At 60.6% G+C, this 20,423-nt stretch carries 12 protein-coding genes and 2 pseudogenes; 11 read left to right on the forward strand and 3 right to left on the reverse strand.

Features of this window, described 5'->3' with window-relative positions; all coding sequences use genetic code 11:
• Nucleotides 1-181 precede the first annotated feature (181 nt).
• Nucleotides 182-1,624 (reverse strand): MFS transporter, encoded by a 1,443-nt coding sequence (locus P3H15_RS31720; RefSeq protein WP_276140837.1) that lies wholly within the window; start codon nt 1,622-1,624, stop codon nt 182-184.
• A 223-nt stretch (nt 1,625-1,847) separates the two neighbouring features.
• On the opposite strand from P3H15_RS31720, the pseudogene P3H15_RS31725 reads away from it, so the two are divergent.
• The 6 genes and pseudogenes from P3H15_RS31725 to P3H15_RS31750 all read left to right on the forward strand — a co-directional run.
• Nucleotides 1,848-2,376, forward strand: a pseudogene (locus P3H15_RS31725) (transposase); the annotation flags it as partial.
• A 734-nt stretch (nt 2,377-3,110) separates the two neighbouring features.
• Nucleotides 3,111-3,875, forward strand: coding sequence for an SDR family NAD(P)-dependent oxidoreductase (locus P3H15_RS31730; protein ID WP_276140838.1), 765 nt, complete (start codon nt 3,111-3,113; stop codon nt 3,873-3,875).
• 274 nt (nt 3,876-4,149) lie between these two features.
• Nucleotides 4,150-5,397 carry a cytochrome P450 gene (locus P3H15_RS31735; RefSeq protein WP_276140839.1) on the forward strand — a complete coding sequence of 416 codons (1,248 nt, stop codon included), beginning with the start codon at nt 4,150-4,152 and terminating at the stop codon, nt 5,395-5,397.
• 199 nt (nt 5,398-5,596) lie between these two features.
• Nucleotides 5,597-6,262, forward strand: a complete 666-nt coding sequence (locus P3H15_RS31740) for a 3,4-dihydroxy-2-butanone-4-phosphate synthase (protein ID WP_276140840.1) — start codon at nt 5,597-5,599, stop codon at nt 6,260-6,262.
• A 111-nt stretch (nt 6,263-6,373) separates the two neighbouring features.
• The gene (locus P3H15_RS31745; protein WP_276140841.1) at nt 6,374-8,092 is read left to right on the forward strand and encodes an FAD-dependent oxidoreductase; all 1,719 of its coding nucleotides are present in this window, start codon (nt 6,374-6,376) and stop codon (nt 8,090-8,092) included.
• A 1,511-nt stretch (nt 8,093-9,603) separates the two neighbouring features.
• A complete protein-coding gene (locus P3H15_RS31750; protein ID WP_276140851.1) occupies nt 9,604-9,861 on the forward strand; it encodes a hypothetical protein in 258 nt (85 codons plus the stop codon).
• 815 nt (nt 9,862-10,676) lie between these two features.
• On the opposite strand, the gene P3H15_RS31755 is transcribed toward P3H15_RS31750, so the two are convergent.
• Nucleotides 10,677-11,996, reverse strand: coding sequence for a nitrate/nitrite transporter (locus P3H15_RS31755; RefSeq protein WP_276140842.1), 1,320 nt, complete (start codon nt 11,994-11,996; stop codon nt 10,677-10,679).
• A 1,087-nt stretch (nt 11,997-13,083) separates the two neighbouring features.
• On the opposite strand from P3H15_RS31755, the pseudogene P3H15_RS55815 reads away from it, so the two are divergent.
• From P3H15_RS55815 to P3H15_RS31780, 5 genes and pseudogenes are all read left to right on the forward strand, one after another.
• Nucleotides 13,084-13,371, forward strand: a pseudogene (locus P3H15_RS55815) (alcohol dehydrogenase catalytic domain-containing protein); the annotation flags it as partial.
• Between the two features lie 240 nt (nt 13,372-13,611).
• Nucleotides 13,612-14,172: a zinc-binding dehydrogenase gene (locus tag P3H15_RS31765; RefSeq protein ID WP_276140852.1), complete on the forward strand. Its 561-nt coding sequence runs from the start codon at nt 13,612-13,614 to the stop codon at nt 14,170-14,172.
• Nucleotides 14,173-15,045: 873 nt separating this feature from the next.
• Nucleotides 15,046-15,168, forward strand: coding sequence for a tyrosine-protein phosphatase (locus tag P3H15_RS31770; protein ID WP_276140844.1), 123 nt, complete (start codon nt 15,046-15,048; stop codon nt 15,166-15,168).
• Nucleotides 15,165-15,374, forward strand: coding sequence for a hypothetical protein (locus P3H15_RS31775; protein ID WP_276140845.1), 210 nt, complete (start codon nt 15,165-15,167; stop codon nt 15,372-15,374). Before P3H15_RS31770 ends, P3H15_RS31775 begins: the two co-directional genes overlap by 4 nt.
• 279 nt (nt 15,375-15,653) lie before the next feature.
• The gene (locus P3H15_RS31780) at nt 15,654-18,953 is read left to right on the forward strand and encodes a protein kinase (RefSeq protein WP_276140846.1); all 3,300 of its coding nucleotides are present in this window, start codon (nt 15,654-15,656) and stop codon (nt 18,951-18,953) included.
• 127 nt (nt 18,954-19,080) lie between these two features.
• Here the strand turns inward: P3H15_RS31780 and P3H15_RS31785 are convergent, their stop codons facing one another.
• Nucleotides 19,081-19,950, reverse strand: coding sequence for a tyrosine-protein phosphatase (locus P3H15_RS31785; protein WP_276140847.1), 870 nt, complete (start codon nt 19,948-19,950; stop codon nt 19,081-19,083).
• Between the last annotated feature and the right edge of the window lie 473 nt (nt 19,951-20,423).

Genomic DNA, 20,423 nt, shown 5'->3' on the forward strand with positions numbered 1-20,423 from the left:
GGCGTTGCCTGATGGCAGTGGCCGGCTTGGCCAACACCGCAAGCGGGTCGACATTCCAACGCGCGTACCGTTTTCTCCTGGACGAATTCTCAATCAATCGCCGACGGATATCGATCCTCCTATGAGACCGATTCCGTTCTCGGCCGCAGTGACAGTGGGTCACCGCGACCAAGTGGCATGTTCAGATCACGACGGGGTCCGGGTCGCGGAGATCGACGTCATCGGTGCGGGGAAGTCGCAGGATGCACAATCCAGCCAGCAGGCAGAAGACCACCAGCATGGCGATCACAGCGCCCAGTCCGAGGCCGTTGGCCACCAAGAGCGAGGCGGCCAGGGGGCCGAGGCCGCCGGCGACGAGCGAGGCGATCTGGTAGCTCATCGAGACGCCGGTGTATCGAACCTCGGTCGGGAACAGCTCCGAGTAGAGCGCCCCGATGGGGGAGATGCACAACGAGTGGAACGCATACACCAGGACAAATGCCGCGATGACGGCTGTATGGCTACCGCTGGTGAACAGCGGCAACAGCAGGAACAGGTTCGCGGTGGCAAGCGTGACCCCGACTGCAAGGACGCGGCGACGTCCGTACTTGTCGGCGATGACACCACCAATCGGGATGCCAATGAAGACCGTCAGGACACCGATCACCGACGCGTTCAACAGGAACTGGCGGCTCATTCCGAGCTCGCTGACACCGTATGAGATGAAGAATGTTGCTACGCATGACTGAACCATGAACGGGCCGGTGAATACTCCGGCGGCAAGGGCGACAGCCTTGCTGTGCTTGCCGAACACGACCTTGATCGGCAGGGCGGCGCGGCGATCGCGGTTCTGGCTAGCTTCCACCATCACCGGACTTTCGGTGATGCGCAGGCGCATGTACACCGCGAGCGCAAAGAGCGCGATGGTCGCGAGGAACGGAATGCGCCATCCCCAAGTGGCGAAATCGTCGCCGGATAAGGGAATCATGACGGCGAATGCGCCGAATCCCAGGAGCCCGCCGAAGGACGATCCCATTGTCGTGGCGCTCCCCATGAACGATCGCCGCTTGGTCGAGGAATGCTCAGTCGTCATCACCACCGCGCCGCCCCATTCACCGCCCACTGAGAGGCCCTGCACGATGCGGAGCAGAACCAGCAGCAGCGGTGCAAGAACACCTACCTGGTCGTAGGTGGGTAGCACTCCGATCAGGACGGTCGCGATACCCATCAACAGCACCGTGGTAATCAGGGTGGTCTTCCGTCCGATTCGGTCCCCGAAATGTCCGAAGATGGCCGCACCGAGCGGCCGCGCGACAAAGCCGGCGGCGAGTGTGGCGAAGGACAGAACCATACCGATGGAGGCCTGGGCCGGGCTGAAGAACAACGGCGCAAACACCACCGCAGAGGCGGTGGCATAGATGCTGAAGTCGTAGAACTCGATCGAGGCGCCGATGAAGCTGGAGAACCACACCCGCTTGGGTCGTGTAGTGGGTGGCGACAATTGCTGATCGAGTTCGGTCTCGGTCTCGGTCTCGGTCTCGGACATGGCAGTCCCTTTCGGATGTTCACGCGGAACCGTGCCGTGATCGCTTGCTACTAACACGTCCGGCGCGAAGGTCTGAGATAGCGGATGGCCGGATAGCAAGAGGCGCCTGGGTGCACACTTTGCGACGCGATGAGCAGTGCGGAAACGAAGGGGGCGGCGCCGATTGGCGGACTCAGTCTGGACTGCATCACAATTGTTTGTCAACCACCCGCGTTGACTCATCAAAAATGCCCGCGTAAACCGATTCTTTGCCTCACGTGAGAATGCCCGCGTAGCGTCGAGTCGACCACGTCGGTGTGGTGGTCGAGGGTGGGGCCGAAGGATGGGACTGACCATGTCTGAACGCAGAACCGTCACCACGGCGATCGCGACCCGCTACAAGCGCGCCGGCAACCCGGGCACAGGATAGGATCCTCGACGAGCTGCGTGCCACGACCGGCTGGCATCGCGACCATGCCCGCAAGGCGTTGCGGGCAGCTTTGATCCCGAAGGTGGTGCAGCCTCGGACAGTGCGCCCACCGATATACGGGCCGAACGTTGTTGCGGCGTTGATCTTCTGCTTGGCGGTGCTGGGCATGCCGGCCGGGAAGCGGCTGGCGCCGGCGCTAACCGATCTGGTGCCCGTTCTGCGTACGTTCGGTGAACTCGATATCGACGACGCCACCGCACCGCTGCTGGTCGGCATGTCTGCAGCCACGATCAACCGACGGCTGGTGCCCGAACGCAAGAAGCACGTCCTGCGGGGCCGCTCGCACACCAAACCCGGCACGTTGCCCAAGTCGCAGATCCCGATTCGCACTTGGGCGCAATGGGACGATGTCGTGCCGGGTTTCGTCGAGATTGACCTCGTTAACTCAGCAAGAATGCGCGTGTAGCGGAGTGTCGACCGCGTCGGTGCGGTGGTAGAGGGTGGGGCCGAATGTTCCGTTCAACCTGTAGGACACCGTGTTCCCAAGAACTCGATGGTATCGGCGCAACGAGCCTGTAGGGCATAGGCAGCAGGAGGTGGTGGCGCCGCCGGCGCGTCAGCGGACCCGCTGCGGGCGCACCGTCGCCGTGGAGCGCAACTCCGACCGCACGCCCAAAACGCGGAACCTAGCGAGCGATACTCAAATTGATCCACTTTGACCTGCCGTTTCTGCGTTCACCTAGCGATCGATATTGACACTTTCACCGAGTGGGCTTAAGTTCGGCAGAGTGGCGTCGATCACAGGAGGAGACGTGAAACTCGGAAACCAAACGTGCGTGAGTGCTAAGTCTGAGTTGGTGCCTGCCCGGGGTCTGGATACATGCAGTGCGACGGGTGGTGTGGGCGTCGAAGTGCTGGTCGCTGCCGACGGACTGTCAGCTTCTTCGGCACCCCGGGCGTGGGAGCAATCGGCAGCACCTACACCATCAGCGTCCCGGACCAGCAACTACTGCTGACGCGTCGTGATGCCTTCGCCATCGCCCTGACGTGTGTTGGTGGACTCACATTGCCGGTGTTTTCCCGCTCGGTGTGATGCCGATCCTCGGATTCGCACTTCCAGTGCACGATGCCGGCCGACGGTTCCGGCCATGGGCGTCAACGAAATCAGGAGCTTATGTGCTTGAACAATGGTTTGAAGGGAAGGTCGCCCTCGTTACAGGCGGGGCAGACGGGATCGGTAGGGAAGCGGCGCTATTGTTCGCTCGAAGAGGGGGGATGGTCGCGGTTGCGGACGTGAACTCTGAGGCTGGTGAGCAAACCTGCGAAATGATCACGGCCGAGCACGGAACATCGGCGTTCTTTCACACAGACGTTGCATCCAAAGATTCAGTAGCTCGATTCGTCAGTGGCGCAGTAGATAGATTCGGGCGAATCGATGTAGCGTTCAACAACGCGGGTATCACGGATCCTCGTGACGACAGCTGGGACGATGCGGCGTTCGAGCGGACCCTGGCGATCAACCTCGCCGGCGTCAACCAATGCATGAAAGAACAGATTCCCCATATGCTCCGAAGTGGTGGCGGAGCGATTGTGAATACATCTTCTATACACGGGTTCATAGCGAACCCCGCGCTGTTTCTTCCTGCCTATACGGCGAGCAAACACGCCGTGATCGGCCTCACCAAAGCCGTTGCACTGCAGTATGCCAAGGACAGCGTGCGGGTAAACGCGCTCTGCCCCGGCGTCACCGCCACCGCGATGATACGACAGACGATGGATCGCGACGAGGCCGCCCGAAAGATGATCGAGGGTCACGCTCCGATCGGTCGTGTTGCTGATCCTCGGGAGGTCGCTGAGGCCGCAATCTGGTTGGCTTCAGGCGCCGCCAGCTTCATCACAGGCCACGCCCTGGTCGTCGATGGCGGATTCCTTGCTCAGTGATCGAGACGCTGGATGACCGTCGCCTAGCCACAGATGCCCTCCTCATTCGGAAATTTCACTGAACAAGAATTGGAGGTAAGTTTGCGGAGTGGGGGCGAGGGGCGAACTGTTCGAATCAGTGGAATCCCTTGAGGTATCGGCAGCGTTCACCTCACCAGAGATTGAGACGACTGCCGCGGACGTTATGCCCATCTGTTACCGCACTTCATCAAATGGTCACCGCAGCCGAACGCGAGAAACGATTGCGCCGAGTTTCAATCCAAAGGAGAGATCAGTGGATGTAAAATCGATCGACAGTTTTTCTGACCCCGATGTCCAGCGGTGTCCCTACCCGCTGATCGAAAAGATGCATCAAGACGCGCCGGTGTTTCTTGACCCCGTCACCGGATTTTATGTCGTTGTCGGCTTCGCCGACATCGCTCACGTGAATCAGCGTACCGACCTGTTTTCGAACCAGACCTCGATTATTCTCGGGGTGGGCGCGGAGACGCCGGAGATCAAGGAACTTTACGGCACAGAGGGTTTTCCGCGTATGCACACGCTGGTTACCAACGATCCTCCTAGTCACACGATGTATCGCGCTATTGTTGACAAGGTTTTCACAACTAGTTTCGTCCGGACGTTGGAGCCCTACTTCAGGGATTTGGCAGACGATCTGATTGACGGATTTGCATCGAAAGGTGCCGCAGATCTTCTGCGCGACTATTGCAATCGGCTACCGGTTTACGTGATTGCCGACCAACTCGGGGCGGGGAGGGAGCACTGGGAGGACTTCAAGAAATGGTCCGACACTGTGATCGAAATGATCAATCCCAAGTTGTCGGAGGAAGAGAGACTTACGCTCTGCAAGAAACACGTAGAAATGCAGAAGTTTATTGAGAATATGCGCGTAGTCTACAGCGCCAAGCCTCAGGAAGGAACTCTGCTTAGCCGCTTGGCGCACGCCGAAGTAGACGGTCGCTTGCTGACGCCAACCGAGTTCAACAATATTGCCGAAATTATGATTGTGGCTGGCAACGAGACCACTGCAAGCACATTCGCACATTGCTTCGTCGAGCTCGTGCGAAATCCAACTCTTCGCGAGAAGTTGGAGGCAGATCACAGTCTAATTCCAAACTTTATTGAGGAGATGCTGCGTCTGCACGCTCCCAGCCCCCACTTCTACCGGGAAGTCCTGGACGATACGGAGCTTTCTGGGGTTCCTATTCCGAAGGGGTCAATCGTCATGCTTAGTTATCTCGCGGGAAATTATGATCCAGAGAAGTTCCCCGATCCAAGGGAAATCGACCTGGATAGGAAGCCGATACGCAACCATCTTGGTTTCGGGCGGGGTATTCACTTCTGCGTAGGCCATCAGTTGGCCCGCGCGGAGCTTCGCATTGGGATAGAGAGACTCTTGGATCGGCTGAAGGATTTGAGATTTGACCCGGAATTTCCCGAGCCGGCACTCGCCGCCCTATTTCATATTCACACTGTCGACCAGCTTATGGTGCGCTTCACGCCAGAGGACGTGCGGGATTAGCAATTGTCGCGGTTAAATGAAAATTCAGGAGCGAATTCAGAAGCTCCTGATTTCTGAAGTACGGTGCAGGGGCTACTCCGTGGCGAACCCGGTAACGGTGTTGCAGTAGAGGGACGTTCCGTGGCCGCTGAGGTGAAATAGGCGCCCGGCCTCGGGGACTCGACCTTCTGATTACGTTCGACCACCAAAGGAGCTCGCCATGACTGAACCACTGTTGACCGATCGACAGCACGTCGACGGCATCGACTGTGTGTCGAAGGGGCGTACACGTCGCGCTGTAAAAGCCTTGGCGGATGGTAAACCAGTCGTGCTTGTCGATCGCCGTATGCGTCGTGGCGAACTCCTTGTCTCGGCTGAATTGGCGACCACGGCCGCCATCGCCTTCGCTGTTCGACACACGTCCGGCTTCCTTCGGGTGATATTGCCTGCACAGCGCTGCAGAGATCTGGGACTGGTCGCCCAGTGTGGTGCCGATGATGAGCACGCCGGGACCCACACCGGTCAGCGGGTCAGTGTTGACGCCGCCCTCGGCATAGGGACCGGCATTTCAGCGACCGACCGTGCGAGGACCATACGGGTGTTGGCTTCCCCCAACTCGACACCCGATAGCCTCACCCGCCCGGGCCATGTGGTGACTCAGAGAGTGGCACTGCACCGACCATTGGCGGACTACGGCTATGACGAAGCGGCATTGCAGTTGGCTCTGTCAGCGGATCTCCAACCCTCAGTTGTGTTGGCCACTATCGTCGGTACCGGTGCGTCCGTGGACCTCTGTAGCGGTGACGAGCTTCTGACCTTCGCCAACGAGCTTCGGCTTCCTCTGGTCAGCGTCGACGACGTCATAACCCATGCCAAATACATTTGAAGTGAGGCGCTTCGAACGAAAACGCGCTCAAGCCATCCTACGCGTCCGGACACCGGCCGCTCAGCAAGTGAACGATAATGAGCAAAATTTGCAAGTAACGAGGATTGCCTTATGACGCACATGATCACGCAACCTTGCTGTAACGATGCCAGTTGCATCGATGTCTGTCCGGTGAACTGTATTCATCCGACGCCGGATGAGCCCGATTTCACCAGCGCGGAGATGCTGTACATCGACCCGGATACCTGTATCGACTGTGGTGCCTGCGTCGATGAATGCCCGGTCGAAGCCATCTTCCCGGACGACTCCATCGACGAGGGGCAGGAACGGTACCTGCAGATCAACGCCGACTACTACACCGATCACGACGTTTCGTGTGGGCTGGTCGCCTCGCGTAAGGAGGAGTCGCTACCGCCGGGCAAAGAGTTGCATGTGGCGATCGTCGGGGCAGGGCCGGCCGCGTTCTACGCCGCCGAGGAGTTGCTGAAGCACAGCGCGATCCGGGTGGACATGTTCGACCGGTTGCCAACACCGTACGGCCTGGTGCGGGCCGGGGTGGCACCCGATCATCCCTCCACGAAGGGTGTGGAGAAGACCTTCGCTTCGACGGCCGCCAAGGCGACTTTTGAATATTTTCTTCATGTCGAGATGGGCAAGCACCTCAACCACGACGAGTTGACAGATCACTACGGGGCGGTGGTGTACGCGCACGGAGCGTCGTCCGACAAGCAGCTGGGTGTCGACGGCGAAGATCTGCCCGGCAGCATCGCCGCGACCGCCTTCGTGGCCTGGTACAACGGTCACCCCGACTACGCTGACCGCGACTTCGATCTGTCGGCCGAGCGTGCGGTGGTCGTCGGCAATGGCAACGTCGCGCTGGATGTGGCGCGGATTCTGCTCGATGATCCCGACCATCTTGCCAAAACCGACATCGCCGACCATGCGCTTGAGAAGCTGCGGACGAGCAACATCAAGGAGGTGGTGTTGCTGGGCCGGCGCGGTATCGCTCAGGCCGCGTACACCAATGCCGAGTTCTTGGCCATGGGCGACATGGCAGGAGTCGATGTGATCATCGATCCCAAGGAGCTAACTCTGGATTCGGTCAGCAGAGAGGCCCGGGACGAGGGGACGTTAGATTCGACGATCGCCACGAAGGTGCGGATCGCCGAAGAGTACGCCGAGCGGGAACCGACCGCCGGCAACAAGCGGGTCGTGTTCCGGTACCTAATTTCCCCGGTAGCGATCAAAGGATCTGCCAGCGGCATCGAGACGATTCGGTGTGCACGGAATGAGTTTGTCTATGCCCCCGATGAATCGGTGGACAACCTGGATGATACGCCGCAGCCGGATTCGGGCCGGGCGGCGATAGCGTCTTCGGGTGAGGAGTTTGACCTCGATGCCGGGCTGCTGATGCGCGCGATCGGCTACACCGGACTGCCGCTGGACGGTTTGCCGTTCGACGGTGGTAAGGGTGTGGTGCCGAACGAGAGTGGCCGGGTGCTCGATGCGCGCAGTGGCAAACCGCTTGAGGGTGTCTATGTCACCGGCTGGATCAAACGCGGTGCGACCGGTGGTATCGGGATGAACCGCCTGTGTGGCCAGGAGACCGCAGCTGCCGTCATCGCGGACTTCGCCAAAGACAAGCTGCCGCAGCCCGCGAAGTCACGTGAGGAGATCCCCGCCTTGATCGCCGATCGGGGTGCCCGCCGCATCGACGACGCGGGGTGGAAGAACATCGACCTCGCCGAACGCACCGCCGGTAAAGAAGCCGGACGTCGTCGGGTCAAAATGGTCAGCATTGAGGCCATGGTGAGGGCGGCCAACGCGTAGGTCAGGGTGTGCCATGTGCTCGAACGCAAGAGAATTCAGTACAACCGCCATTGTGCTGTGGAACGATCCAGCCTGTCGACCGCCGTCTCCGCTCACACGCGCTGGGGGAGGCATTTAGTCCGCGAACTGCTTGCAGCGTGCCAGATCTTCAGCGATCGTATGAGCAATTCGTTGCCACGATTTCTCGTTGACGGGTGTTCATCGGGAAAAGAACGTGAATTCCGAAAGCTGCACACTGATAGGTAGAGCGGGTGGCCGGGCATTGCCCCGGCTTTGGTTGAGACCTGACCTGGGAGGGCGTGGCCCTCGCAGTGGAAGGATGATCGCATGCTCACGCCGTACCTGGAAGAGTTCCGACGCAACGTCGTCGCGGTGGCCGCCAACGCGAGGCGCCGTGGCTCAGGTCGCAAGGGTCTTCGGGATCTCCGAGCCCTGCCTGGAACTGACTGCGAAAGGCCTACGTCGAAGACTGGAAGCGTCGCTGGGTCACCAAGGACGAATCTAGCGAGCTCAGCGAGGCACGTAGCGGATCCGGCTGCTCGACCCGGAGGCGGAGGTGATGCGCCGGACGGTGGCCTATCTGTCGAGGGACAACAACCCAAAACAGGGATGCCTCCCTGCACGGAGTGTCGGGGAAATGTTCCCGCTCGCCCTCGACCTTGCCGCGGACTATATCGTTCCACAATGGGAACACCGATCTCGTCCCGCAGCGAAACTGGGAAGACGCCCACATCATCCACGCCGCACTCGACATCCATGCCGATGATCCGGCGTTCGGATGCTGGTTCATCGCTGACGAGCTGTCCGAGTGCGGGATCACGGGGGAGAGCCACGTGCAGCATCGGTGCTCACAGCAGCGGATATCGTCGATGTTGGCCAAGGAGCGCGGTCTGAATCGCAGGGCTGGCCCGCCGGTCCACAACGATCCGGTGGCCCAGGATCTCGATCCGGATCAGCTGTGGTGCATCGATGTTCCCCAAGCAGTGCGTGCAGGGAGGTGCCCACACCGAGCTCCGGAACGACGAGGGCAAGTTTCACCACTGTGCGATGAAGGACTGCCTTCCGACAGGATCGTCGGATACTCGATCGCCGAGCTCGCGTCGAGCCTTCTGTGCCGCCGTCCGTGCTTCCGCCTCCAATCTCGCGGCCGATTCTGGCATCCTCGTTATCGTCTGCGGGCATGACAGCGGAGTTGGCCTGTTCCGCGTTGCGGAACACCATCGCAGTGCGCGGCCCGGTCGGAACGATCGACCATCCGGATAGCGGTATTCAGACCAGGTTCAACCGGTGGAAACAACACCTCGATTGTGGAGGTGTGGGGTGGTAAGACCACCAGGATGGCCGGCAGCGTTGACGTGGCGGGCGTTGATGCGGTCACCGGGTCCTCCGGTGTGCAGGGATCCGAGCGGGCGTTCTGGGCGCGGATCACACCGAGGGGCGGTATGCCACCAATCGAATTGGCCCTGGTCTCGTGAAGGTACCTGTCGTTCACCGAGCGCGAGGATATCGCGCTGTTGCGAGCGCAGGGCGTGAGTATGAGGGCGATCGCCAACCAGGATTGGACAGTCGCATTTCAGTCCTCGCGGGATTTGCGGCGCAATTCCGTCACGGCGGTTGTCAGCTCAAATACCGTGCGTCGACTGTGCAGTGGAAGGCCGGGCTCGCCGCGAGGTCCCCGAAAGCCACTAAGCGCGCAATGCGGGAAGGGTTGCGAGAATAGGTGCAGAACAGGATTTCCGGTGCGATTTATGCCGAAGGCGGAACCGTGATCTGCGGGCCGGATGCGGGGTGGACGGGCACAACAAGCCGCCATGGCAAAGCCACCGAGGATGTAAAATACGACGGCATTAGGGTACCCCGGGCGGAAAAGACGATTTAATTCTGCTGAGAGCGGAACCCGCTCGACCGGGCCGGCGTTTAAAGCCTTCGGGACCCGGTGAATCCGCGATGCGCGACCGCAGCACCAATGCGATGATGCTGAGTGGGCCGGCGACCAGGAGTGGGATTCGCCATCCTCACGACGCGAGCTGCTTCTCGCTCACGGAGGCGACGGCAATCAGGGACACGATCGCGGGCACCGTATACCAAGACCCACCGTCGCGGGCGCAACTGTGGCGTACCCCCACGCCATCCGGGACCGGCATGCTTGACGCCATAGATGGAGGACCCAGGGTTTTGCCGCACGCCGAAAGTCCGTGATCGATGTGGCACACGAGGAAGAACGGGTGCGAGGGTTGCCAATCGCCGCAGAGGTCGGAAGGAGGCCGATCGCAACGGTCGTCGCCCACTTATCAGCAGCAGGGCAGCGACCAAAGGAACTCGCCGACTCAGCCGATCACCGAATATGGTCGATCTCCCGGACGGTCCCGGCTTTGCGTCAGCCGAGATGTCATTTCGAGCGGCCGCCCGCGGCGCGCGAGTTCATCTGCGCCGCGGGCGAAACAAGCGGCTCTGAGTGATTCACCGAGTGGTGCCAGTCTGCGTGGGTCTCCGCGTAGTGATCACCGCGATGATGCGGTCACTGCTGAACGACCCCGGCGCTTCCAAGTAGATCGACTCGAGAGGCGCAGACGCGAAACTGAATTCAGATCCTCGAGTACTTTGCGCAGAACACACTCAAGATGCCGATCGCTCCAACGAGGAAGATCGCGTATGAGGCGCTCCCGCTGATATCGGTGACCGCTCCCAGCATCGGAGCCGAGGCTGCTGATCCGACGTTGCAGAGGGTGAAGATCATTCCGCTCACCTTGTACTCGGCTCCAGGAGCCGCCAGATCGGCCGCCCAGGTGTAAAACGTTCCGCCGTACAGCGACGCAAAGAAGAACATCGTAATCAACGTGATCGCGAGGAGCCCGCCGCTGACGAAGGGCACCGCAAGAATGAGCACGCCCGCGACACCTGCACCAATCATCATGGTCTGGTAACGCTCGCCTTTGAAGTAGATGTCGGACATCAGACCACCGACGGGCGCGGCAACGAGTTTGAAGAAGAAGGTGAGTCCGATGAGCGAGGACGCAGCGGCCAGTGTGAGTCCCTTGTTCTCGGTAAGGAACAGGGGGAGAGCATACGCGAGTCCGTACAAGTAGACGGCTGTCCCCGCGCCGTACAAAGAGATGATCCATACTCTTCTGTTGGTCAGGACCTCTCGCACTGTCGCAGGGCGGGGCAACGAGGCGAAACGTGTGGAGCGGCGCGACGGGTCAGCGGGAGAGTCGAGGAGGTCGTCCATTGTTGCCGCGCCCGGATAGGTGCGATTGAAGTCGCGGACCGTGGTGCAGAAGAGGATCGTGCACACGATGCTTGGGACTACTGTCATCCACATCGTCGCTGCCTGCCAGGACATCCCGAGATCCAGCAGGCTCGGTCCAACGAAAGCGGTGATCGAGAAGGCCACGCCCACGAAGCCCATCAAAATGCCCGTCGCGAAACCACGCCGGTTCTTCGGGAACCACAGCGACGAGTGCACGGCAAGAGTGCTGATCATAACTCCGCCGCTACATCCCTGAAGCAATCTCAGCAGCAACATCCATGTGTACGAGTCACCAACGGTGATGCACAGAACGCCGAAAGCGACGTTCAGTGCCATTCCGACAATGAGGACCCTGTGCACGCCCATGTCTGCTGCGACGCTGCCAGCCAGGACCGGTATCACGCAGAACGTGACCATCGAGGCCAACGTCAGCATCGACAGCGACGAGGCACTGAGCGACCACTCATCCCGGATCACGGGTCCGAATACGGCGACTGTGTTCAGACCGACGAAGAAGGTCACGAAGCAGAGGATGCTCACCGCCATGACCCACCAGCTGTAGATCGGCGTCTGACTGAACTTCGAAGCCGGGGCAGTCGTCGACGGCGGTGGGGGAGAGGACTCAACGGTGGATGTCGGGTTGACCGGTTCCATGGCAACTCCTTGGCAGCAGTGGCTGATCAGAGAAAAGGCAGGTGATTCCGGCGTGCCGTGACCGGCGAATTGAGACTTGGGCACTTAGCTTTCGATAGCTAAGTTACAAGTGACGGAACTAACAGTCAATGGGCCTGCTTCCGAAGAGGCTGCAGAAAGGGTTGAGATGGTGCTCACCTCAACGTCGCTGCTACACCTACCAGTAGATGTAGCGCAACACAATTGGGTGCAAGTAGTCAAGATGATTCGACTTCCAGCACGGATCCGCAGCGTCATTGACCCGTGATGGGTCGAACAGGCGAAGGGCAGACAACGGCAGCACGAATCGTGTATCGCTCGATAAGTGACGCGATCGGGCAGGTGCTGTCACAGGCGAACGATGTTGCATGATTTGTCACAGGCGACCTTGGGCGCCAGCCCGGCATCCGTACCGCCACCGATGGTGGCGCCGATGGCTAGCCCCGCGTCGTGACACTCTCCGATATCTGCACTAATCCATGCGTGATGTGACATCATGACCTCCAGAAAGTGCGAGTCGACTAGCTATCGATCACTAAGTGGCAATCTATGTCGAATACATTGTTTGCTGGGTCAGCTGGTTGAAGCAGTAGTGGCCTCAAGTGCACTTAATTGGACCCGGACGGAAACTGCACGTACGAATCGATCGATAAGTGGAAGCACTCAGGTGCCCGGCAATCGTGCCGTCGCCGCTACCCTCCGCCGCATCGCAAGTAGTGCGCTGGAGGTGCGCTCATGGCAGGAATCCTGGATGAAGCACCGATCGTCGGTTTGGTCGAGCCACCCGGGGAAGCGCCGTCCACGCCTAGATTGGGACCGCTACGAGAATCGCACACGAGTTTTGCAAGAGTGACTTAGCGAACGATATCTAAGCTAGGATGCTTGCGTACTACCTGCGCAAAGTCCGACGAAGTCGATGTGGCGTACGTGCCGCTGTCCGTCAGCGAGTCTCACGTCCGCCGGCCAAGGGCGGCCTGACTCGGATTCCATAAAGCAGGCGTCAATCGCACCCCATAGATTGCTCAGTTGGAGGTTTTGGAAGGACATGACCACCTCAGTACGAGCCGCAATGGTGCGGAACTTCAGCGATGGGTTCGAATCGACGTCTGTCGAGATCGACCGACCGCGAGGTCGCGAGGTCCTCGTCGAGACCAAGGCCTCTGGGCTCTGCCACAGTGACCTGCATTTCGTTCATGAGGACCGCGGATTGCCACTTCCGATCGTATTGGGTCACGAGCTGGCCGGCATCGTTGTCGAGGTGGGCCCGGAGGTAAACGAGGTGGCGGTCGGCGACCATGTCGTGGGGTGTTCGGTCCCCTCGTGCGGCGCCTGTGTCGAGTGCTACAGCGGATATCGGGTGAACTGCCTCAATCAGGGTGTTGCGGCACGACGACCAGACGAACCTCCGCGAATCAGTCGCAACGGCGAGCCGGTCACCCAGTTCGTCGGGCTGAGCGGCTTCGCCGATCACGCCCTGGTTCACGAGAGCCAGGTGGTTGCCGTGTCGAAGGACGTACCCTTCGACCGCGCAGCTCTCCTGGGGTGTGGAGTTGTGACCGGTGCAGGAGCAGTACTCCGGAGCGCGGCTGTGAAGCCGATGGAAACGGTCGTCGTCCTCGGCGCCGGCGGCGTGGGTCTCAATGCGGTACAGGCCTCGGCGCTCGTCGGTGCGCGCAAGGTGATCGTCGTCGACCTCAACCCCGCGAAACTGCAACTCGCTACCAAGTTCGGTGCCACTCATCTCGTCGATCCGGCCGATGGTGATCCGGTCGAGCAGGTCAATGCACTTACCGGTGGATTGGGCGCTGACCACGTCTTCGAGTTCACCGGTGCAAAACAGCCCCTCGTGCAGGCCACAGCGATGGTCGGTCGCCGTGGGACGACCTACGTCGTCGGATTGCAACAGCTTGGCGAGACGCTCGATTTCGCCGTGGCCCCGGGCATCGGCGGCACCATCAACTTCGAGAAAGGTGTCCGTGGGGTCCGGATGGGTTCAGTCAATGTGAAGGTTGACATCCCCTATTACGCGGAGCTCTACGCTCAGGGGCGGTTCAACCTCGATGACCTCGTGTCGAACACCATCGCGCTCGGCGACATCACTGCCGGATACGAGGCCGTCAAAATCGGTGCAGTAGCACGCAACGTGATCACTTTCTGACGCTCGATATCGACCGGTTGACTGCAGATCCAGAACCTGGATGCGACAGACCTCATGCCCAAAACGCCGCAGGAGGATCGATACTAGATGTTTCATTTGAGTCCATCGAAGCAGGTGAGTACGGTGGCGAACTAAAGAAATCCGTCGAAGCGGGCTGGACGCTTCGTTATCGACCGGCCTATCACCGAGTTCGGCGAGGTCGCCCCTCGTATCGCTCTACGCCGAGCCGGGGCGTGCGCTGACGGAGATGGAGTAATGACATTCGAATCCGACATATTCGCCGATGCCGACGTCAACCTCCGACCTCGCGAGGCTGCGTCGGCCGTCCCGGCGAACCAACCCTCACGTTCTCTCTGTCGCCGTGGTGATCCTGCATTCGGCGCAGGCCATCGAGTTCTCTCCCGCTGCACTACTCGACGGGATCCCGAACATCTCCGACTTCGTCGGCCGATGTCCCGCCCGACCTGTCGATCCTCCCCGCCGCCGTCACCCTGATGGGCGAGACCCTCGCGCCCGCGGTCATCGGCCACTACGGTCGGTGGTGCCCCGCGCTGCCCGGGGCGCTTCTGCGCGCGCACGGTTTTCGGGGAGGCTTGGCTACCCACGCCGCACGCACATCGATAACCATCACCCGGGCCATCCCCGAGCCGATGTGGGCGTTGCCTTTCGTCTCCGCAATAGGCATCGGTCCGCTCGCGGGCACCCTCGCCATCGTCGTCGGATCCGCCACGGGCAGGGCACGGCTGTTCGCGGGCATCTTCGAGACCAAGGGCATGCTGACCTGGGAAGCGGCCGCGCCGCGGCCGGCGCCACCCGCGGGCGAGAAAACTCGCGTACGTCCTGCAGGTCGCCGCCACCGCCCCCTGGCGCCCGGTGCTGCTGCAGTGCGCCGCGGGCAAGGACCGTACCGGCATTGCCGTGGGCCTTCTGCTGGGGATCGTCGGTGTCGATCCTGATGAGATCGTCGCCATTACGTCGCCACCAACGACCACATGACGGCCGTCCGCGCGCGTATCACGCGGTTCGCCCCAGAGCTCAGGCAGACTCGTCAGTACGACCGCGACCTCCGTGGTGCCGTCCCCGACGCCATTGAGGGAGTCCTCTCGCGCTGGGAGACGCACCCAGGCGGGGTACGTGGGTGGAGGTCGCTCGGCGCCACCGACGAGACGATCCGGCTCTGCACCGACCGCCTTACCGTGTGAGTGACCGCCGGCAGGAGGCAATCCGGTCGGCCGGACCGGCACCGATACCCGATATCCTCAACTATTGACCAACGACACCGATGACCAGCGACACCGACCTGGCGGTAGCGTCCGACGCCAAACCCGCCGCGGAAACATCCGTTCTAGTAGCTTGAAACAAGCAACCAACTAGAGCGGGTTCGAGAATCCGAGCATCTGACGCGGGTCGACGATATCCTCAGGGTAGTTAGCGAGGTGCGACTTGGTGTGCTGCTCACGATGCCAGGATCGGTGTAGGCCATGAATGACATCGACCCTTTCAGTACCCGCCGTGACGCGGCCGGATCGGTCACCACGGAGTTGGCGGCGGATGGGTTCGTCGATGCCCGTGAGATTGGGCGTGGGGGTTTCGGGGTTGTCTATCGATGTCGACAGATATCGCTTGATCGCATCGTCGCTGTGAAGGTGCTGACCGCGGACTTGGACGAGGACAATCGGGCCCGGTTCTTGCGCGAGCAGCGTGCTGCGGGTCGATTGACGGGCAGTCCCAACGTGGTCACCATCCTGCAGGTCGGGGTAACCGAGCATGCCCGGCCCTACATCGTGATGCCCTTCTACGCTCCCGGATCCCTCGATGCGCGCATCCGCCTGCGCGGACCGCTGAGCCTGGAGGAAGCGCTTCGTGTCGGGGTCAAGATCGCCGGAGCGCTCGAAGCTGCACACGACCTCGGCATTCTCCACCGTGATGTCAAGCCGGCCAATATCTTGCTCACCGACTACGGAGAGCCCGCGCTGACGGACTTCGGCATTGCTCATGTCACGGGAGGATTCGAAACCACCACTGGGGTAGTGACGGGGTCCCCCGCTTTCACAGCGCCCGAGATCATCGCTGGGGCCGCACCAAGCCCCGCGGCTGATGTTTATGGCCTAGGTGCGACCTTGTTCGCTGCCATTACCGGACACGCCGCGTTCGAGCGCCGCAGCGGTGAGCAGTTGGTCGCCCAGTTCGTCCGGATCACCACCGAACCGACACCGAACCCGCGAGAGCACGGCATCGCGGACGATGTCAGCGCGGTGATCGAGGGCGCGATGGCCGGCGCCCCTACCAATCGCCCATCCGTTCAGGCACTGGGCAGTCAACTCCGGCATGTACAACACGCGCACGGGTACCGGGTCGACGACATGGCGCGGCGCACTGAACATGACGGAACCAACGAGACCGCCTCGACGTACACACCAGCACCCAACTCGCCCGACAACGGAGCGCCGCAGCTTGCTCATTCGGGCCGAACCGGTTCGCTCCCACTGGAACTGACCAGCTTTATCGACCGTCGAGAGGAGTCGGCGGAGATCAAGAACTTGCTCTCGACATCCCGCATGGTGACCTTGACCGGTATGGGCGGGGTGGGCAAGACTCGCCTGGCTCTGCGGGTTGCCGACCACGCGCGGTCCAGCTTCGCTGACGGCGTGTTTCTGGTCGAGCTAGGCGAACTGCGTGACGACTCGCTCGTCACAAACATGGTGGCGGATGCGCTGGGGATACGCGACCGATCCGCAAGACCACTCCTCGAGGTCCTCGAGGATTTCCTCGCCCCACGGGAGGTGCTCGTCGTTCTGGACAATTGCGAACAGGTACTCGACGAGGTCGCGAAACTCTCCGAAGCGCTTCTCCGTACGAGCCCGGGGGTCAGGATGCTCCTGACAAGCCGTGAGCCGATCGGTATCAGCGGCGAGATAGCGATACCCATCTCCCCACTGACGGTGCCCGACCCCGACCATCTGCCGAGAAGATTGCCCCGCAACGACTCAGTGGCGCTATTCGCCGAGCGCGGCGCGGCCGCACTGCCCGGGTTCGAAGTCACCGACGACAACAAGGTGACCATCGCCCGGATATGCCAACGCCTCGATGGGCTGCCGCTGGCGATCGAGCTGGCTGCCGCGCGGCTGCGAGCGATCTCCCCAACGGAAATCTTGCAGCGACTCGCCGACCGCTATTCACTGTTGACCCGTGGACGCAAAGACGCCCCGTCACGGCAACAAACTCTGAGGATGTGCATCGACTGGAGTTATGACCTGTGTACACCCCTGGAACGACACATGTGGGCCCGCCTTTCGGTATTCTCCGGAAGCTTCGAATTGAATGCGGCCGAACAAATCTGCGGCACTGACCAGGCCGTAGACGATCTCCTCGACACCATCACCTCTCTGGTCGACAAGTCGATTCTGACCCGAGAAAAGTCGGCTCCGGTCGCTAGGTTCAGGATGCTCGAAACTGTGCGCGACTACGGGCGGGAGATGGCCAGCGAGAGAACCGACTATTCCGAACTGCGCTCCCGGTACCGCGACTGGTACGAACAATTGGCACGCGATGCAGAGGCCGACTGGATCGGACCACGGCAACCCGAATGGATCGCCAGGCTCGTTGCTGAGCAGCCGAACCTGCGACAAGCACTAGAATTCTGTGTTGCAGACGACCCCGAGGCAGGGATTCGCACCGCGGGTGCGTTGTACCCATTTTGGCTCGCCCGCGGTCTGTTCAGCGAATGTCGCCGATGGATCGACCGGCTCCTGGCATGTTCGCCTAAGGCAGGAAGCTGTGCACGCGCGAAGGTTCTCTATGTGGCCACTCAAATGGCCGCACTGCAAGGCGACTTGTCGGCTGCCACCACGCTCGTGGAAGAAGGTCGAGCCCTCGCCAACCGGTCCACGGACGCGATGCTGCTGGCACTGGTTGATATCGCAGACGGCTACCGCGCACTGTTCAGCAATGAATTAGATTACGCTCGTATCTGTTTCGAGCGTGCGACGCCGATCTTCGCTCAGCAGAACGACGAACTTCTTCTGATTGTCGGAATCGGTATCCTCGGCTTGACGCAGGAATTCCTTAACGACATCGATCGTGCCGTCGAGTGCTACGAGCATTCTCTTGCAATCACCGAACCTCGCGGTGAGACGGTATTCCAATCGTATTCGCTCTGGAACTTGGCCGTCGCGGTGTGGCGGCGCGGAGACCGCACACGGGCAGATGAACTCTTGCGGAAGGCGCTTCACGTCGGGCGGAGCATCAACGATCGGCTCAACATAAGTATGTGCTTGCAGGCTCTCGCCTGGGTTGCTGCCGAGGAGCAGGAACCTGAACGTGCCGTGGTACTGGGCGCAGCCGCTGAGCAACTTGCCCAGTCGGTTGGAAGTCCGAGAGTGTTCCATCCAGCGCTAGTCGTCTTCCAGAAAAGATCTGAACGCACAGCCCGACAAGCGCTAACTCAAAGAGCATTCGATGCGGCGCGACGGAAAGGCCAAGCACTCGACGTTGCCGACGCCGTCTCTTACGCGCTCGAAGAGAAGATGCCGCCACCATCCACGCGAGAGCATCTTTCGCAAACAACGCCGACAAAGCGAGAACTTCAGGTCGCTGAACTAGTCTCAGAGGGACTGACCAACCGTGAGATCGCCACCCGCCTGACGATCTCACCGCGCACGGCTCAGGGGCACGTCGAACACCTTCTCGTAAAGTTGGGGTTCACGTCCCGTGCACAAATCGCGGCATGGGTCATCGAATCCCGGCAGGTGAAGCCTCGTCCAGACGGGTCAGAGGGCTAATTGCGTGTTTCGCATGAGGGGGGTCGTTGTGCGGCATGGTGACGGTTGTGGACGATGTATTGTCACAGCGGCTGGCGCCGGATGCATTGTGGGAGAGTGTCGATCCTTTGTCGCCGACGTCCTAAATTTAACCGGTGAGCTTGGTCTTCAACGCTGCGATAGTGTCGGGTGTAAGTCCAAGCCCCATCGTGAGGTAGTTCTCGAAGGTGCCAAAGATGGTGCTGATCTCGTCGAATCCCGCCTGAAGGAATTCTGGGGAGACTCCGTAGATAACTCGCACAGCGGCTCCGGCCTGCTCACCATCCGAGGCTGTCGTCTTGGCGACGACCGACTCGATCGAATCCTTCGAATATTCGTTGGTGAGAAGGTAGTTACTCATCACTGTTGCGTCATCGACGCCCGCGATCTTCAGCAGAACCGCGCTAGCCCACCCGGCTCGGTCTTTGCCCGCGCTGCAGTGAATTATTAGTGGGCCGTCGGTGACGGCGACATCGGTGAGTAGCGCCCCGAATTGTGCTTGCATAGCGGGGTCCGTCACGATTTTCCGGTACGCGCCGGTAACCATGTTCCGTGCGCCTTCGGGAGTGGAGAGATCCACGGACGAGAGTACGGTTGCGGTCTTGGTGCCGCCAGACACATCAATATTTTGGTACCTCGCGCCCGCCGGAACACGGTCGGGCTTCTCGGTGACTTCTGCGGGTGTCCGCAGATCGAATACTGTCTTTATGCCTAAGGAATCCAATGTTGCGGCGTCCGAGTCGTTGGTCGTCAGCGCATTGGAGCGGTAGACAACACCCTCGCGAACGCGTCGTCCGTCGGATGTGATGTACCCTATGTCGGGCCCAGCTAGATCGCGGAAATTGTTGGCAGAAATCAGTATTGGGGCTTTGGTTGGAGCTGTCACGTCGACCGATTGCGAGGCTGTGACCGATGGGGGCAAGGCGCCCAGGGTGCTGTCATGGGTATCTCGGCTGCATCCCGCGAAGGTGATGGTCAACGCCGCGATGCTGACGCAAACAGCCGTCGTTTTGTTTGTGGATCTCATTCGTTACGCCTCTCCATTTCGATTCTTCGGGCCATCAATGCGGTAGAACCGAGAATGATCCGCACCCCGGGTGAGACCATCGATCAATGATAAATCTGCGTATTCTATATCAGTGCAGCGAAATGCCGGTCATTGTTGACTTGGCTGATGGCAGGGTTTCAGTCCTATTGATCATCGGTGGTGGATAGTTCCCGGCTTTGACTTCGTGTTTGTCCAGATGGGACAACGTGGTGCCGTCGCCGATCGGTAATCGCCAACTTTTATCTCTGATGCACCCGTGCGCACTACATCCATCATGTTGACACGCAGACTCGATCAAATTAGCGCGACATGTCCTTGTCTGCGATCTTCGGTGTCGGCGCTGTCCGGAGGGGGCTATCCGACTGGGGATCGGAGGTCGGGGGTTCTGATCTGGGCTGGCGGCG

Source organism: Rhodococcus sp. T2V (genome assembly GCF_029269925.1).
Classification (GTDB): Bacteria; Actinomycetota; Actinomycetes; order Mycobacteriales; family Mycobacteriaceae; genus Rhodococcus_F; species Rhodococcus_F koreensis.

Excerpts from the sequence above, each read along its gene's own strand:
- P3H15_RS31775 (WP_276140845.1), top strand. The coding sequence starts at position 15,165 with ATGACGGCCGTCCGCGCGCGTATCACGCGGTTCGCCCCAGAGCTCAGG.
- P3H15_RS31745 (WP_276140841.1), top strand. The coding sequence starts at position 6,374 with ATGACGCACATGATCACGCAACCTTGCTGTAACGATGCCAGTTGCATC.
- P3H15_RS31780 (WP_276140846.1), top strand. The coding sequence starts at position 15,654 with ATGAATGACATCGACCCTTTCAGTACCCGCCGTGACGCGGCCGGATCG.
- P3H15_RS31755 (WP_276140842.1), bottom strand. The coding sequence starts at position 11,996 with ATGGAACCGGTCAACCCGACATCCACCGTTGAGTCCTCTCCCCCACCG.
- P3H15_RS31765 (WP_276140852.1), top strand. The coding sequence starts at position 13,612 with ATGGAAACGGTCGTCGTCCTCGGCGCCGGCGGCGTGGGTCTCAATGCG.
- P3H15_RS31740 (WP_276140840.1), top strand. The coding sequence starts at position 5,597 with ATGACTGAACCACTGTTGACCGATCGACAGCACGTCGACGGCATCGAC.